This is a genomic window from Bradyrhizobium sp. 33ap4, from assembly GCF_032654765.1.
GTDB classification, from domain to species: Bacteria; Pseudomonadota; Alphaproteobacteria; order Rhizobiales; family Xanthobacteraceae; genus Bradyrhizobium; species Bradyrhizobium australafricanum.
This window is the reverse complement of the sequence record NZ_JAUMTJ010000035.1, coordinates 40040-54418: the sequence shown is the minus strand read 5'-3', so window position 1 is coordinate 54418 and position 14379 is coordinate 40040. Positions and strand designations below refer to the sequence as shown.

General features: G+C 64.9%; 18 protein-coding genes. 12 read left to right on the top strand and 6 right to left on the bottom strand.

Annotated elements, in window-relative coordinates; translation table 11 throughout:
- Window positions 1-54: 54 nt before the first annotated feature.
- From Q2M23_RS25790 to Q2M23_RS25770, 5 genes are all read left to right on the top strand, one after another.
- Window positions 55-1182: an acyl-CoA dehydrogenase family protein gene (locus Q2M23_RS25790; RefSeq protein WP_316397486.1), complete on the top strand. Its 1128-nt coding sequence runs from the start codon at window positions 55-57 to the stop codon at window positions 1180-1182.
- A 117-nt stretch (window positions 1183-1299) separates the two neighbouring features.
- Window positions 1300-2547, top strand: coding sequence for an acyl-CoA dehydrogenase (locus Q2M23_RS25785; protein WP_076832542.1), 1248 nt, complete (start codon window positions 1300-1302; stop codon window positions 2545-2547).
- Between the two features lie 133 nt (window positions 2548-2680).
- Entirely contained in the window at window positions 2681-3931 is a 1251-nt protein-coding gene (locus Q2M23_RS25780) for an acyl-CoA dehydrogenase (protein ID WP_057016278.1), read from the top strand.
- A gap of 100 nt (window positions 3932-4031) precedes the next feature.
- The gene (locus Q2M23_RS25775) at window positions 4032-4745 is read left to right on the top strand and encodes a nitroreductase (RefSeq protein ID WP_057016277.1); all 714 of its coding nucleotides are present in this window, start codon (window positions 4032-4034) and stop codon (window positions 4743-4745) included.
- A gap of 75 nt (window positions 4746-4820) precedes the next feature.
- The gene (locus Q2M23_RS25770; RefSeq protein WP_057016276.1) at window positions 4821-5231 is read left to right on the top strand and encodes a hypothetical protein; all 411 of its coding nucleotides are present in this window, start codon (window positions 4821-4823) and stop codon (window positions 5229-5231) included.
- 213 nt (window positions 5232-5444) lie between these two features.
- Here Q2M23_RS25770 and Q2M23_RS25765 read toward each other — a convergent pair whose 3' ends face one another.
- Window positions 5445-6443 (bottom strand): YafY family protein, encoded by a 999-nt coding sequence (locus tag Q2M23_RS25765; protein ID WP_316397482.1) that lies wholly within the window; start codon window positions 6441-6443, stop codon window positions 5445-5447.
- An 82-nt stretch (window positions 6444-6525) separates the two neighbouring features.
- On the opposite strand from Q2M23_RS25765, the gene Q2M23_RS25760 reads away from it, so the two are divergent.
- The gene (locus Q2M23_RS25760; protein WP_316397480.1) at window positions 6526-7173 is read left to right on the top strand and encodes a glutathione S-transferase family protein; all 648 of its coding nucleotides are present in this window, start codon (window positions 6526-6528) and stop codon (window positions 7171-7173) included.
- Window positions 7174-7187: 14 nt separating this feature from the next.
- Entirely contained in the window at window positions 7188-7622 is a 435-nt protein-coding gene (locus Q2M23_RS25755) for a DUF6157 family protein (protein WP_057016273.1), read from the top strand.
- Between the two features lie 199 nt (window positions 7623-7821).
- On the opposite strand, the gene Q2M23_RS25750 is transcribed toward Q2M23_RS25755, so the two are convergent.
- The gene (locus Q2M23_RS25750; protein ID WP_076832869.1) at window positions 7822-8607 is read right to left on the bottom strand and encodes an enoyl-CoA hydratase/isomerase family protein; all 786 of its coding nucleotides are present in this window, start codon (window positions 8605-8607) and stop codon (window positions 7822-7824) included.
- Window positions 8608-8621: 14 nt separating this feature from the next.
- Window positions 8622-9734: a cyclic nucleotide-gated ion channel gene (locus tag Q2M23_RS25745; protein ID WP_057016272.1), complete on the bottom strand. Its 1113-nt coding sequence runs from the start codon at window positions 9732-9734 to the stop codon at window positions 8622-8624.
- A 317-nt stretch (window positions 9735-10051) separates the two neighbouring features.
- Between Q2M23_RS25745 and Q2M23_RS25740 the strand changes: the two genes are divergently transcribed.
- Together Q2M23_RS25740 and Q2M23_RS25735 are read left to right on the top strand one after the other, a co-directional pair.
- Window positions 10052-10720 carry a Crp/Fnr family transcriptional regulator gene (locus Q2M23_RS25740; protein WP_016847460.1) on the top strand — a complete coding sequence of 223 codons (669 nt, stop codon included), beginning with the start codon at window positions 10052-10054 and terminating at the stop codon, window positions 10718-10720.
- 29 nt (window positions 10721-10749) lie between these two features.
- On the top strand, window positions 10750-11619 hold the full coding sequence (locus Q2M23_RS25735) for a DUF6537 domain-containing protein (RefSeq protein WP_082653713.1): 870 nt from the start codon (window positions 10750-10752) through the stop codon (window positions 11617-11619).
- Between the two features lie 115 nt (window positions 11620-11734).
- Here Q2M23_RS25735 and Q2M23_RS25730 read toward each other — a convergent pair whose 3' ends face one another.
- Genes Q2M23_RS25730 through Q2M23_RS25720 form a run of 3 tightly spaced genes read right to left on the bottom strand, consistent with a single transcriptional unit; the run spans window position 11735 to window position 12434 of the window.
- The gene (locus Q2M23_RS25730) at window positions 11735-11953 is read right to left on the bottom strand and encodes a hypothetical protein (protein WP_057016270.1); all 219 of its coding nucleotides are present in this window, start codon (window positions 11951-11953) and stop codon (window positions 11735-11737) included.
- A 51-nt stretch (window positions 11954-12004) separates the two neighbouring features.
- Entirely contained in the window at window positions 12005-12217 is a 213-nt protein-coding gene (locus Q2M23_RS25725; protein WP_316397474.1) for a hypothetical protein, read from the bottom strand.
- A 25-nt stretch (window positions 12218-12242) separates the two neighbouring features.
- Window positions 12243-12434, bottom strand: coding sequence for a hypothetical protein (locus tag Q2M23_RS25720; RefSeq protein WP_016847464.1), 192 nt, complete (start codon window positions 12432-12434; stop codon window positions 12243-12245).
- A gap of 307 nt (window positions 12435-12741) precedes the next feature.
- On the opposite strand from Q2M23_RS25720, the gene Q2M23_RS25715 reads away from it, so the two are divergent.
- The 3 genes from Q2M23_RS25715 to Q2M23_RS25705 all read left to right on the top strand — a co-directional run bounded on the left by Q2M23_RS25715 (window position 12742) and on the right by Q2M23_RS25705 (window position 14375).
- A complete protein-coding gene (locus Q2M23_RS25715) occupies window positions 12742-12948 on the top strand; it encodes a hypothetical protein (protein ID WP_057016269.1) in 207 nt (68 codons plus the stop codon).
- A 92-nt stretch (window positions 12949-13040) separates the two neighbouring features.
- Complete coding sequence (locus Q2M23_RS25710; protein WP_316397473.1) at window positions 13041-13403, top strand: PRC-barrel domain-containing protein; 363 nt, start codon at window positions 13041-13043, stop codon at window positions 13401-13403.
- Between the two features lie 210 nt (window positions 13404-13613).
- On the top strand, window positions 13614-14375 hold the full coding sequence (locus Q2M23_RS25705; protein WP_057016268.1) for a Crp/Fnr family transcriptional regulator: 762 nt from the start codon (window positions 13614-13616) through the stop codon (window positions 14373-14375).
- Window positions 14376-14379: the final 4 nt, after the last annotated feature.

Sequence of the window (14379 nt, the reverse complement as noted above, 5' to 3'; positions counted from 1 at the left end):
CCGGGTTCGATGCTGCGCATCGCCCCGGAATGACAGCAAGAAAAGGTAAGCGCCATGAATTTCGATTTCTCCGACGAACAGAAGCAGATGCGCGACGAGGCGCGGAAATTCCTCAGCGAACAGTGCCCGCCGAAAGCCGTGCGCAAGGTGCTCGACGGCAAGGCGCCTTACGACAAGGCGCTGTGGAAGGGCCTCGCCGAGATGGGCTTCCTTGGCGTTGCGATCCCGGAACAGTTCGGCGGTGCGGGCGCCGGCCATCTCGAGCTCTGCGTGATCGCGGAGGAAATGGGCCGCGCGCTGGCGCCGGTGCCGTTTTCCTCCACCGTCTATCTCGCCGCCGAAGCGATCCTGATCGCAGGCAGCGACGCGCAGAAGCAGAAGTGGCTGCCGAAGATCGCCGCGGGCGAAGCCATCGGCACGCTGGCGCTGTTCGAAGGCAAGGGTAACCCGTCGCCGAAAGCGATCAAGCTCACGGCCAATGGCGGCGTGCTCAACGGCGTCAAGAAGCCGGTGCCGGATGGCGCGATCGCCGATTTCGCCGTTGTCGCCGCGCGCACCGGCTCGAGCGGACGCGAGTCCGATATTTCCGTGTTCATCGTCGATCTCAAGGCCGGCGGCGTCGAGGTCAAGTCGCTCACCAACATCGACCTGACCCGCGGCCAGGCCGAATTCACCTTCAAGGATGCGAAGGCCGAGCCGCTCGGCGCTACCGGCGAGGGCTGGAGCGTCATCTCCCAGGTGCTGGATCGCGCGGCCGTGTTGACGGCATTCGAGCAGGTCGGCGGCGCCGACCGCGCGCTGGAGATGGGCCGCGACTATGCGCTTGATCGTATTGCCTTTGGCCGTCCGATCGGCTCGTTCCAGGCGGTCAAGCACATGCTGGCCGACATGTATGTGTCGGCGACGCTGGCGCGCTCAAATTGCTACTACGGCGCCTGGGCGCTCTCGACCAATGCCGGCGAATTGCCGGAAGCCGCCGCCGCCGCGCGCATCAGCGCGACGCAGGCGTTCCAGCACTGCGCCAAAAACAACATCCAGGTTCATGGCGGCATGGGCTTCACCTGGGAGTTCGACTGCCACATGTACTACCGCCGCGCCAATGCGGTGGCGCTCGGTCTCGGCAGCCTGTCCTATTGGGAAGACGCGCTGATCGACCGCATGCGCAAGAAGAACGCGGCGTAACGATACGATTCGTCATTCCGGGGCGCGCGTAGCGCGAACCCGGAATCCAGAGGTTGGGAATCGAGATTCCGGGTTCGATGCTGCGCATCGCCCCGGAATGACGGAAAGAAAGCCACCATGAATTTCGATGACACCCCGCAGGAGGCCGCATTCCGCGCCGAGGCGAAAGCCTGGATCGCGGCCAATGCACCGAAGCAACATGAGGACGAGCTGCGCAAGGCCTCGCTCGGCCGTGTTGCGCTCAAGGGCGCCAACATTCTCGAGGTTGCGAAGGCCTGGCAGAAGAAGAAGGCCGATGCCGGCTGGGCCTGCCTGCACTGGCCGAAGGAGTATGGCGGCCGCGGCTCGTCGCCGATCGAGCGCGTGATCTGGCAGCAGGAGGAGGGCCCGTTCGGCCGCCTTAGCTCGATGTTCATCATCGGCCACGGCATGTGCGGCCCGACCATGATGGCGTTCGCCGGCGAGGAGCAGAAGCGCAAATATCTGCCGCCGCTTGCCTCCGGCGAGAAGATCTGGTGCCAGCTGTTCTCCGAGCCGGCCGGCGGCTCCGACGTCGCCGGCCTGCGCACCCGCGCCGAGAAGCATGGCGACGAGTGGGTGATCAACGGTCAGAAGATCTGGACCTCGGGCGCGCATTATTCCGACTACGGCATCTTGCTCACCCGCACCGACCCGACCGTGCCCAAGCACAAGGGCCTCACCATGTTCTTCCTGGACATGAAGAGCCCGGGCGTCGAGGTCAGGCCGATCAAGCAGGCGAGCGGCGCCTCCGACTTCAACGAGGTCTATTTCACCGACGTGCGCATTCCGGACTCGCAGCGGCTCGGCAATGTCAATGACGGCTGGAACGTGTCGCTGACCACGCTGATGAACGAGCGGATGTCGATCGGCGCCGGTGTCGCCACCGGCTTTCCCGAGCTGTTCGACTTCTGCAACAGCCTGATGCTGGAGGACGGCCCCGCGATCGAGAACCGCGCGGTGCGCTCCAAGCTCGCCAACTGGGCCGTGAAGGCGAGCGGGCTGAAATACACCAGCATGCGCGCGATCTCGGCGCTGTCGAAGGGCGAGCGTCCGGGACCGGAGAATTCGATCGGCAAGCTGGTCGCCGGCTCGATGATCCAGGACGTCGCGACCTATGCGCTCGATCTGCAGGGCGCGGCCGGCGCGCTGAACGGGATTGAGGATGCCGAGGTCGCCGGCAAATTCCAGGCGATGCTGCTGCGCGCGCCGGGCACCCGCGTCGAGGGTGGCACCGACGAGATCATGCGCAACATCATCGCCGAACGCGTGCTGGGCCTGCCCGGCGACATCAGGGTCGACAAGGACGTCCCCTTCAACAAGATCCCGACCAAGGGAAGAGCTTAACCGTCGTTCCGGGGCGGCGCGAAGCGGCGAACCCGGAACTCGAGCGACATAACTTCTAGATTCCCCGATGCGCAACCGCGCATCTGAGGTTCGCGCTGCGCGCGCCCCGGAATGACAAAGAAAAGGAGCCGCCATGAATTTCGATGACACGCCGCAGGAAGCCGAGTTCCGCGCCATCGCCCGCAACTGGATCGCGGCCAATGCGCCGAAGGAGTTCGAAGAGGAGCTCTCGAAGTCGTCGCTCGGCCGTATCAGGCTCGCCAGGCACGACATGGTCGAGGTCGGCAAGGCTTGGCAGAAGAAGAAGGCCGAGGGCGGCTGGGCCTGCTTGCACTGGCCGAAGGAATATGGCGGCCGCGGCGCCACCCCGATCGAGCGCGTGATCTGGCAGCAGGAAGAGGGCGTCTACGGCAAATTGACCCAGCCGTTCCAGATCGGCGAGGGCATGTGCGGCCCGACCGTGATGGCCTGGGGCAGCGAGGATGCCAAGCGCCGCTATCTGCCGAAGCTCGCCTCCGGCGAGGAGATCTGGTGCCAGCTGTTCTCCGAGCCGTCGGCCGGCTCCGACGTCGCGGGGCTGCGCACCCGCGCCGAGAAGAAAGGCGACAATTGGGTCGTCAACGGCCAGAAGATCTGGACGTCAGGCGCGCATTACTCCGACTACGGCCTCCTGATCGCGCGCACCGATCCGAATGTCCCGAAGCACAAGGGCCTCACGATGTTCTTCCTCGACATGAAGAGCCCCGGCGTCGAGGTGCGGCCGATCAAGCAGGCCAACGGCATGCAGGAGTTCAACGAGGTCTATTTCACCGACGTCGTAATCCCGGACAGCCAGCGGTTAGGGGCGGTCGGCGAGGGCTGGAGCGTGTCGCTGACCACGCTGATGAACGAGCGCATGTCGATCGGCGCGCGGCTCGCCACCGGCGTGCCCGAGATGTTCGAGTTCTGCTCCAATTTGATGCTGGAGGACGGTCTTGCGATCGACGATCCGGCGGTGCGCTCCAGACTTGCGAGCTGGGCGGTGAAGGCGAGCGGGCTGAAATACACCAGCTACCGCGCCATCTCGGCGCTGTCGAAGGGCGAGCGACCGGGCCCGGAAAACTCCATCGGCAAGCTCGTCTCCGGCCTGATGCTGCAGGATATCGCGACCTATGCGATGGACCTTGAAGGCGCGGCGGGCAGCCTCACCGGCACCGATGAGGAGCAGGCCAACGGCCAGTTCCAGCAGATGCTGCTGTCGTCGCCCTCGATGCGCATCGCCGGCGGCACCGACGAGATCCTGCGCAACATCATCGCCGAGCGCGTGCTGGGCCTGCCCGGCGACATTCGCGTCGACAAGGATGTGCCCTACAACAAGATCCCGACCAAGGGGCGGGGTGGTTAGTCGTCATTCCGGGGCGATGCGAAGCATCGAACCCGGAATCTCGAGATTCCGGGTTCACGCTTCGCATGCCCCGGAATGACGAAAAAAGAGGATATATATCATGGACGCGAAGACACCGAACCCGCGCTACGCGACCGAGGACCGTATCGGCGCGCTCGAGGAATTGCTCAACGAGCGCTACTCGGTGCGCGCGTTCCAGCCGCGCGAGGTGCCGCGCGAGGTCATCGAGCACATTGTGTCGACCGCGCAGCGCACCGCATCCTGGTGCAACAGCCAGCCTTGGCAGGTGCTGATCGTCTCCGGCGAGGCCAAGGAGCGGTTTCGCAAGGCGATCTATGCCGAGGCGTCGCGCGGCCTCGGCGAGGATTACGACTTCACGCCGCCGCGCGAATATGTCGGGGTCTATTTGGAGCGCCGCCGCGAAAGCGGTTTCCAGCTCTACAACACGCTCGGCATCGCGCGCGGCGACAAGCCGGCCTATGCAAAACAGGCGCTGGAGAACTACAATTTCTTCGGCGCGCCGCACATTGCCGTGATCCACACCAATGAGCCGCTCGGCATCTATGGTGCGATCGACTGCGGCGGCTATGTCTCGAACTTCATGCTAGCGGCGCAGGCGCTCGGGCTCGGCACCATCCCGCAGGCGGCGATCGCGCGCCATTCCGGGCTGATCCGTCGTCATTTCAACCTGGCCGACGATCGCCGGGTTGTCTGCGGTATCTCGTTCGGCTATGCGGATCACGCGCAAAAGGTGAACAGCTACCGCACGTCGCGCGCGACCGTGGAAGACACTGTCACATTCGTCGATGTATAATTTCCTCAAGGCGGGAAGGTCGGTTCACTCCCCGCCGAGGACAAGAAAAGCTACAAAGAAACGACAAGAACAAAAATGGCGAATAACGCCTCCCTGACGCCGGCTGAGATCAGCTGGCAGCTGCACCGTCTGCCTGCACTCGAGCGCGACGCGTTCATCGCCGCGCATTACCTGGGACAGGGCGTTGCCTGGAAGACCCGCTTCTTCGACGCGATCGACTGGGGCGCGGGCTCGGTGCTGCAATTCAGCTTCCTGCAACGCGGCTGGCATCGCCATTCGCGGCTCGACAATCCGATCTATGCCTATATCGACATCGAGCAACATCCGGAAACCCGCGGCCTGCGTCGCGGCCGGCGGATCGATCTTGAGGGCACGATCAAGGGCGTCGACTTCGTGACCGGGATTACGCTGACGCTGGAGCGGTTCGAGATCCTGCCGGTCAATTTTTTCGACCGCTTCGTGATCAGCTCCGACAGCCGCTACTAGCAAGCAGCGAACCGCAGACTCTGCTCCACCTCGCCCCGCGCGCGGGGAGAGGTCGGAACGCATCGTTAGATGCGTTCCGGGTGAGGGGGCTCAGCAAGCGCAGCTATCACCGTATGCGCGGAGACAGCCTCTCACCCCAACCCTCTCCCCGTAAGAACGGGGCGAGGGAGCGCACTGCTCCTGCGGCTCCATTCAACCCAATCTCATTACGCTTCAGCGTCCCGCCACCGCGCGGCGGGCTGGCGCGTCGGCATAGCGCGCGGCCATCGCGCCCGTCAGCTCGGCCATCTTCTCGCGCAACTCTAACGGCGCGACCACTTCGGCCTCGGCGCCGAGCCGCAGCAGCTCGGTCGCCGCATGCCACACCGTCTTGCCGACCGGCATGGTGGCGAGCCGCCAGCCGTCGGCGTCGGTGCCATCAGTGAGCCGCATCCGCGCCTTCACGTAAGGGTGGGCCAGCGCATCGAACAGTTTCAGCCCGAGCGGCGACAGCCGCACCGTTGCCTCGTTCGGATGCAGCTCGGCCTCCAGCCGCTCGATCGAGGCGCGCCAATAGGCGGCGAGGTCGAACTCCGCCGGCCACGCGAACGGCGTCTCCAGCGCGGTGCAATCCAGTACGCGCGCGACGCGGTAGGTGCGCACATTGCCGTCGACGAGGCCGGCGAGATACCAGCTGCCGCCCTTCAGCACGAGGCCGAGCGGCGCCACGCGCCGCCGCTTCTCGGCTTTCCAGCTCTGGTAGCGGATCTCGAGCATGGTCTCGCGCAGCACGGCGCCGGCGATAGCGCGCAGATGCTCCGGCTCCTCGGTCTCGCCGAACCAGCCGGGCGCGTCGAGATGGAAGCGCTGCTGCATCCCTCTCGCGTTGGGCCGCAGGTTCTCCGGCAGCGCCGCCATCAGCTTGGTTTGCGCCGCCACCATCGCGGCATCGAGGCCAAGCGCGGCGGCGGGCCCCGGGAGACCGGCCATGAACAGCGCCTCGGCCTCGCCCTGCGACAGGCCGTTGAGCCGGACGCGATAGCCGTCGAGCAGCCGATAGCCGCCCTCGGCACCGCGGTCGGCATAGACGGGAACGCCGGCGGCGGCGAGCGCGTCGATGTCGCGGTAGATCGTGCGCACCGAAACCTCGCAGGCCTCCGCAAGCTCAGGCGCGGTGACCTGCCCCCGCGCCTGCAGGGTGGTGAGGATGGAAAACAGCCGGCTCGCGCGCATGGCTGGATCATACCTGACACAAGATGTCAGGTATAGGCGGACATAAGGAGGCCATGCCCCCGACGGCGCAAGGAGACCCGCCATGACCACCACCACCGACCGCGTCACGCTGTATTATTCGCCGCAAAGCCGCGCCACCGGCACCCGCGTGCTGCTGGAGGAACTCGGCGCGCCGTATAACCTGCACGTCCTGAACATGAAGGCCGGCGAGCAGCGCAAGGACGCCTATCTCGCCATCAATCCGCTCGGCAAGGTGCCGGCGATCCGCCATGGTGACGCGCTGGTCACCGAGCAGGTCGCGATCTTCATCTATCTCGCCGATCTGTTTCCGCAGGCCGGCCTGACGCCGGCGCTGAACGATCCGCGCCGCGGCCCGTATCTGCGCTGGATCGCCTATTACGGCGCATCGTTCGAGCCGGCCGTGATCGACCATTTCATGAAGCGCGAGCCCGCGCCGATCACGCAGTCGCCCTATGCCGATTACGACACCATGCTGGGCGCGCTGGAATCGCAGCTGGCAAAGGGGCCCTATCTGCTCGACGAAGAGATCACGGCGGCCGACATCCTCTGGGGCATCGCGCTCTCTTGGACCATGATGTTCGGCATCGTGCCGAAAAGGGACGTGTTCGTCCGCCATGCCGAGCGCATCGCCGCGCGCCCGGCCTTCCAGCGGATATCGAAGGCCGACGACGAGATGGCGGCGCAGCATGCCGCGGCCGCCGGGGTGTGATACGGATCGGGCCGATGGCGAAAGTCCTGCACAGCACCAACTGCTTCAACACCCTGATCCGCGTCGCGGAGGACTGCCCGGCGCAGCGCGGCGAGGAGCCGCAGTTGCGCGGCGGCCAGCCGACGGTTGCCGTGCTGCAATACCGGATGATCGCGGGCGCGCCCTACAAGTACACCTCCGACGATGTGGTGTTCGCGACGTCGGCGGCCGGCCGCGTGCTCGATGCGAAAGCAGCGAAGAAGGCGCGCAGCCTCGCCCGCGAGACGTTCTTCTCGCGCGGCCAGGCCTGCATGCGCGCCTCGCCGCTCGGCAAGCGTTTCGGCTGGGGTGTCCATGCCGACGCCGAGGGCCGCATCGCGCTCTACGCCGTCGACAGCAAGCGCTACCAGGCACTCGCCGCGGATCCTGACATCGCGCAGGTCCGCGCGATGCGGTCGAAGCGGGCGTGAAGAGGCACTGCTCTCATCCTCCCCTGGAGGGGGAGCATCGGTTCGCATGCAATGCGAACCGAGGTGGGGTGATCTCTCCACTCGGGCACCGTTCGTGCTGAGAGATCACCCCACCCCGTCTCACATTCCGCTGCGCTCCATGTGACCCGACCCTCCCCCTCCAGGGGAGGGTGAAGGGAGTGTGCCGTGCGACCAATCGCTAAAACCGCGGCGCCCGCTTCTCGGCGAAGGCCTTGATGCCTTCCTTGATCTCGTCGCCGCGCATGCTGTCGCGGTGGCGGGCGTCGGCGGCGGCTTCATCCAGTGCGCCGCGGGCGAATTCGTTGATTGCGCGCTTCATGCCGGCCATCGCCTTGGGCGCGTTGCCCGCCAAAATCGTCGCGAGCTTGTCGACTTCCTCGTCGAGCAGGTCGAGCGATACCATCGCGGTGAGATAGCCGATCCGCAGCATCTCCGGCGCCGATATCTTCTGCGCGGTCAGGAACAGCATCCTGGCGTTGTCGACGCCGAGCCGCGTGACGTAGCGCTGGATGCCGCTCTTGTAATAGTGCAGCCCGAGCCGCGCCGCCGGCATGAACATCTCGGCGGTATCGACGCCGATGCGGAAGTCGCAGGCGAGCGCGAGGTCGGTCGAGCCGCCATAGACCCCGCCATTGAGCCGGCAGATCGTCGGCACGCTGAGATCCTCGAGGCGGTTGACCACGACCTCGAACGCCGAACCCGCGCTCTGTTGTTCGCTGGCGCTCACCGCGCGCTCGGCGACGGAGTTGAGGTCGTAGCCGGCGGAGAATGCGCGGCCGGTTCCGGTCAGCACCAGCACGCGGATCGCGGGATCGGCCTCGATCCGGTCGAACAATGTCAGCAGCTCGCCGAGGTCCTCGGCCTGCAGGCGGTTGAGATGCTTCGGCCGGTTGAGGCGGATCGTTGCGCGTGCGCCCGCGATTTCGAGCACGGGTCCGCTGGCGGTGTCGGCCGCGTCAGCCATCTTGGTCTCCATCATTATTGATTCTCACGTTCGCGCCGCTTGGCCTCGGCGTCGATGGTCTCGGCGAGATCGGGATGCCTTGCCATCAACAGGCGGAAATCGACCAGGTCAAGCACCAACAGCCTGGTCACCTTGCTGGTCGAGACGCTGGCGCCGCGCTTGGTGTTGCCTAGCAACGCCATCTCGCCGAAGAACTCGCCTTCGCCAAGCTTCACCTTGCGCCCGGGCAGGTCGACCTCGACCTCGCCGGCGGCGACGAAATACATGCAGTCGCCATTGGTGTCCTTGCGGATGATCATGGTGCGCGGCGGCAGGTCCATGGTCCGCAGCATTTGGGTGACGTCGGCGATCGCGGCCGGGCCGAGATGCGCGAAGAACGGCACCTTGCTGACGGTCTCCCAGGTTCTCAAGAAATTGTCGCGGCGGGTTTCGGCGGCAAAACCGGTCGCCAGGATACCGGTCCACAGCCCGAACACGCCGAGGCCCGAGATCATCACCATGGCGGCGACCACGCGGCCGAGCGGGGTGATCGGCACCACGTCGCCGTAGCCGGTCGTGGTCAGCGTCACCACCGCCCACCACAGCGCCGCCGGCACGCTGCCGAAGGTCTGCGGCTGGACGTCCCGCTCCAGGAAATATTCCGCAACGGAGGCCAGGAACACCACCATCAGGAAGATCACGAGCACGCTGAGCAGCGGCCCGGACTCCACCACCAGCACGCGCCGGAGCTGGCGCAGGCCGGGAATGCCTGGCACCACCTTGAGCACCCAGAGCACGCCGAGCAGCCAGGCGGTTTTCGGCTCGACTCCGGACAGCAAGGCCACCGGCACGGCCAGCGCGCCGATCGCGTCGACCACGCCGGCGCTGGACAGCGCGTAGAACCAGAATTTGCCCTGCCGGCCCATGTGGCGCAGCCGCACCAGCCATTCGAATACGAAATAGGCAAGGCAGGCCCACAGCAGCGCATCCACCCAGCGCGGCGCCGCGTCATGGGCCGGCGCGACCGTCAGCAGCGTCATCATGGCGACACCGGCCGCGACGGCGACATAGGCCGCCGTGGTCATGTTGCGGCCGGCGGTGGCGGAAACGAAGCGCGTCAGGGCCGGAAGGACGAGCCGCTTGGACATCGGAACGGAGCTTGCCTGTCGATGAATTGCTGGAATTGAGGCCCTGCGAACGGCAGAGCCGATGTCACAACGTGCCTCTCCCGGTTGAGGCCGTCAACGCGCAGGCCATGGCGGGATGCTCGCGGCGGAAGACCGATCAGTTGGACGAAAGGCCTAACCATGTTGGCCCGATTTTGCGCCCGCGAATGTGAGAAATCGGACAAAACGTCGCTTTTTCCCCGTATATCAGGGATGCTGGTCGCCGATGCGACCTTGGCCGGAATGAAGCGACTAATAAGGCGATCTTATTCACTTCTTGAGAAATTGGTTGGTTTCCGATGGATACCTCACATCTCGCGGAGCACGCAGGCGCCGCCGGCAGTTTCTTCGCATCGATCTTCGTGGTTGCCACGCTGTCGATGCGGACCATGATCCCGTTGCGCGTCTTCGCCATCCTGACCAACATCATCCTGATCGCGACCGCCGTCCCGACCCACAATTACGCGACGCTGATCCTGCATGCCGTGCTGCTGCCGGTGAACACCTATCGGCTGCACCAGATGCTGCAACTGGTCCGCAACGTGAAGAAATCGGTCAACAGCGATCTGTCGATGGAATGGCTGAAGCCGTTCACGACGGAACGCAAATGCACCGCGGGCGAAGTCCTGTTCTACAAGGACGAGAAGGCCGACAGCATGTTCTACATTGTCAGTGGCCGCTTCCGCCTGGTCGAATCCGGCATCGAGCTGCCGGTCGGCGCCCTCGTCGGCGAGTTCGGCATGCTGTCGCCGTCGAACACGCGAACCCAGACGCTGGAGTGCGTCGAGACCGGCATGGTGCTGTCGGTGACCTATGACCAGGTCGAGCAACTCTACGTCCAGAACCCGGCGTTCGGCTTCTACTTCCTGCGCCTCGCCAGCGCCCGCCTGTTCCAGAATATCTCGACGCTCGAGCAGCAGCTCGCGCAGCACGCCACCCCACAGGTCGCGGAGCCCAAACCTGCATGAGCCCCGTGACGAGTTCTGGAGGCGCCGCAGTGGCGGATGACGACGGTCTCCTGGCTTCGCTCCGTTACCTCTTTGCCGATATCATCGGCGATGAGGACGAGGGGCCGCCGGTGCTGCCCGACGCCTGCCCGGACCATCTCGGGCCGGCCGTCACCAAGGCCATCGATCTGTTGATCGCCTATCAGAGCACGAGCTATGCCCAGCTCTATATCGACCGGCTCAAGCGCTTCGTCGGCCGCCGCGGCGTTGACGACGCCTTGCTTGCCGAGATCGCCCGCCTGATGGCGGAGCGCATGGCCTATGAGGACGCGATCCGCATCGCGCAGCTCAAGCTTGGCGAAGTCAGTGCGGTGGGCGGCCTTGCGGCGCGCTCGGCCGACGACGTCAAGAAGTTTCGCCTTGACGAGTTGATCGACGCCCTGCCGGCGGTGGTCGCCGATCCGGTGCTCGGCGTGCTGGATCAGTTCGGCTGGCGGCGTCGCCGGGTCTCGATCCGCTTCAGCGCGAACAACCGCTTCAGCGTTCGCCGGCTCAGGATCGAAGCGGGCCTGAAGCGCTGGCGGCTGTTCTCGGGACGCTATGCCAGGGAGCGCGTCTGGGTCGAGCGCTGGCTGCACATGATCGACCGCAGCCTGACCAAGCAGCCGAGCGCCGCCCCGGCGGTCGTGCAGACCGCGACCATGATCCAGGGTTACGGCGATCCCTACCGCCAGGGCATCGCGGACTGGCACGTGATCATCGACGGGCTCGCCAAGCCGACCTTCGACGGCGTGCTCGTGCTCCCCGACCTTGCCGGCGCCATTGCGGAAGCGCGCGCTGCCACCATGCCCGATCCGCGGCAGGCAGCGCTGAAGCGCAAGATCGCGGAGATCCGCGCTCGGGCGCCGGCGGTGTCGTAAGAACCTTCGCCGTCATTGCGAGGAGCGAAGCGACGAAGCAATCCGGTTCCCCGCTTGCGGCGCTGTGGATTGCTTCGCTTCGCTCGCAATGCAGCGGGGAATCTGCCGAAGCTATCTACTGCTTGATGTGCGGCGGCTCGTCGTAGCCGCGACGGCTGGAATAAAACAACAGGCCCATCAGGCCGATGCAGACCGCGGCCAGAAGCGCAATGCCGATCGTAAACACCACGATGCCATAGGTCGGCACCGGAGCATCCACGGTCAGGCCTTCATAGGCGTAGGCGCCGACGGCGGCCAAAAAGGCCAGCAGGCCGATACTGATTGCAATGCGCATGCGTAGCTGCCTCTGCTGAGGGCCGAGGGCAACAGGCACTTGCGCCGGTTTTCACGCCGCGGCGGTAGCCTTGGCCAGCGCCTGCCGTCCGGCTTCGGTCAGCTCGGAAAGCGTCGTCCTGCCGCACTTGGCGCATTTGATGATGTATCGGGCAACGCGGCGGCGGGTGTCATGTTCCTCGCCGTGAGGTGCGTCTGCGCAAACGCGATCGAGCGCAACGTTCATGGCGAAGAGCGTGCGTGAGTCAAACCGTTCCTCGATCATCGCAGCTCTCCTTTGCGACTCGCGGCTACTTGCGGAACGTCAGCCATTCGCTGACTTCCATCACCGTCTCGGTCTGTCTGGCCTTCTTCATCAGCATTTCGCGTTCCCGTCCCGGCGGCAGCTTGCGTGCCGCAATGCGCGAATCTTCGGCGAATTTTTGCAAGCGGTTTTCGAACGATCCGGGAGGCCGCGACCTGTTGCGCTTCTTCTTGATCATGCCGTCTCCGAGCTGGAACCAGCAATACTAGGCTTGTTCCCCGGATGCCGTCGTTAACCCATGACATCGGTCGAATTGAAAAAACGCGCGCCGGAAATTGCGACCCAAAATCGGGACCTGAGATCGCGACCCGGGATCGCGAAGATCGCAGGAACGATCTTCGGCGCTCTGCGTAACACCCGTGCGTTCGCTGCTTTGCTCCCCGAAAGGCGGTGGACCACTCCGGTGACGGGCCTCGGCGAATTTGATCGCCGGGGCCCGCATGTCTTCAGGCAAGGCAGCCAAGGCAACAAGAAGGACATAAGCAGTGGCACATTCCAATCAGGGTATCGTCAAAGACGACAAGGGGCAGGAGCAGCCGGCCGACAAGCAGCGCGCGCAGGCCGCGCACAAGACCGACCCGCGAAAGTCGAATGCGCGCGAAGCGACGCGTGATCCGAAATTGAACGATGCCGACAAGACACCGGGATCCGGCATGACATCGGACGACCGGGGCGATCCTCCAACGGGCTGAACGGCGTTCTGCTTTTGCAGCAATCGCGGCAATGCGGCAGGAACGATGACCCGGGTTGACCGTTGGCGTCGAGGGATCAATGGAGAATCGACATGGCGATGGACGAGAAGGAGATCGGAAACCTGATCGGCAGCGACAAGGTCGAGGGCACCGCGGTCTATGGCTCCGACGAGCGCAAGATCGGCTCGATCGAACGGGTGATGATCGACAAGAAGAGCGGGCGGGTGTCTTACGCCGTGCTCGGTTTCGGCGGCATTCTCGGTCTCGGCAACGACCATTATCCGCTGCCCTGGCAGTCGCTCAAATACGATACGAGGCTGGGCGGCTATATCACCGGCGTCACCGAGAGCCAGCTGCGCGGCGCGCCGAAATACGGCAGCGAGCGCGAGTGGAATTGGTCCGATATCGGCACCACGCGCGCGGTGAACGACTACTACGGCGTGCCGTTCGTCTGAACGTCCCTTAGACGTCCCCCTGAGCCGGGGACCCGTATTTCACCGGTGGTACCACGGGGCGCCGAGGTGTGCGTGATGCTCGGGGATGTAACCGTCGCATCCTTGGGACGTCTGTACACTAGTGAACATACCTCAATAACTGTGCAAGGTAACATACGTAATTGAAGTCGGTCCTGCAGTTGCCCGATTAAACATGCGGGAGACCAATCGTTGGCGTCGCTAGTCCGGAAATTGGAGCAGTTTGCACGGCTTTCGCCGGTAGACCAGGTTCTTCTCAATCGCGCGTCTACCGAGCGCGTCCGCCATTTTGGTCCGCGGGTCGACATCGTCCGCGAGGGCGAGAAGCCGAAGGACGTCCATCTGATCCTGTCCGGCTGGGCCTATCGCTACAAGCAGCTCGAGGACGGCCGGCGTCAGATCGTGGCCTTCTTCCTGCCCGGCGACATTTGCGATGTGAACGTCTTCATCCTGCGCGAGATGGATCATTCGATCGGTACCGTCACCGCAGTGTCGATCGCCGACCTCTCCCGCGAATTCTTCGACAAGGTCGCAGCCGGACATCCGCGCATCGTGACCGCGTTCTGGTGGGAAACCCTGGTCAACGCGGCGATCCAGCGCGAATGGACCATGAGCCTCGGCCAGCGAACGGCGCTGGAGCGGATGGCCCATCTGCTGTGCGAGATCTGGCTCCGGCTGCGTGCCGCAGGCCTGACCCAGGGCGACAGCTGTGATTTCCCGCTGACCCAGGGCGATCTCGCCGATGCCACCGGGCTCTCCAAGGTTCACGTCAACCGAACGCTGCAGGAATTGCGCGCCGGCGGCCTGATCGTACTCAAGGGAAAGACCCTGGTCGTCCCCAATCTCGAGCGGCTGATGCAGGCCGGCCTGTTCAACCCGAACTACCTGCATATGGATCACGAGGGACGGCAGCTCGACGCCGCTGCGACGCCGACAGACGCGGCGGTCGGGTGATAAG

Bases quoted from the DNA above. Each gene is read 5' to 3' on its own strand.
- Q2M23_RS25790 (WP_316397486.1), top strand. From the start codon at position 55: ATGAATTTCGATTTCTCCGACGAACAGAAGCAGATGCGCGACGAGGCG.
- Q2M23_RS25785 (WP_076832542.1), top strand. From the start codon at position 1,300: ATGAATTTCGATGACACCCCGCAGGAGGCCGCATTCCGCGCCGAGGCG.
- Q2M23_RS25780 (WP_057016278.1), top strand. From the start codon at position 2,681: ATGAATTTCGATGACACGCCGCAGGAAGCCGAGTTCCGCGCCATCGCC.
- Q2M23_RS25775 (WP_057016277.1), top strand. From the start codon at position 4,032: ATGGACGCGAAGACACCGAACCCGCGCTACGCGACCGAGGACCGTATC.
- Q2M23_RS25770 (WP_057016276.1), top strand. From the start codon at position 4,821: ATGGCGAATAACGCCTCCCTGACGCCGGCTGAGATCAGCTGGCAGCTG.
- Q2M23_RS25765 (WP_316397482.1), bottom strand. From the start codon at position 6,443: ATGCGCGCGAGCCGGCTGTTTTCCATCCTCACCACCCTGCAGGCGCGG.
- Q2M23_RS25760 (WP_316397480.1), top strand. From the start codon at position 6,526: ATGACCACCACCACCGACCGCGTCACGCTGTATTATTCGCCGCAAAGC.
- Q2M23_RS25755 (WP_057016273.1), top strand. From the start codon at position 7,188: ATGGCGAAAGTCCTGCACAGCACCAACTGCTTCAACACCCTGATCCGC.
- Q2M23_RS25750 (WP_076832869.1), bottom strand. From the start codon at position 8,607: ATGGCTGACGCGGCCGACACCGCCAGCGGACCCGTGCTCGAAATCGCG.
- Q2M23_RS25745 (WP_057016272.1), bottom strand. From the start codon at position 9,734: ATGTCCAAGCGGCTCGTCCTTCCGGCCCTGACGCGCTTCGTTTCCGCC.
- Q2M23_RS25740 (WP_016847460.1), top strand. From the start codon at position 10,052: ATGGATACCTCACATCTCGCGGAGCACGCAGGCGCCGCCGGCAGTTTC.
- Q2M23_RS25730 (WP_057016270.1), bottom strand. From the start codon at position 11,953: ATGCGCATTGCAATCAGTATCGGCCTGCTGGCCTTTTTGGCCGCCGTC.
- Q2M23_RS25725 (WP_316397474.1), bottom strand. From the start codon at position 12,217: ATGATCGAGGAACGGTTTGACTCACGCACGCTCTTCGCCATGAACGTT.
- Q2M23_RS25720 (WP_016847464.1), bottom strand. From the start codon at position 12,434: ATGATCAAGAAGAAGCGCAACAGGTCGCGGCCTCCCGGATCGTTCGAA.
- Q2M23_RS25710 (WP_316397473.1), top strand. From the start codon at position 13,041: ATGGCGATGGACGAGAAGGAGATCGGAAACCTGATCGGCAGCGACAAG.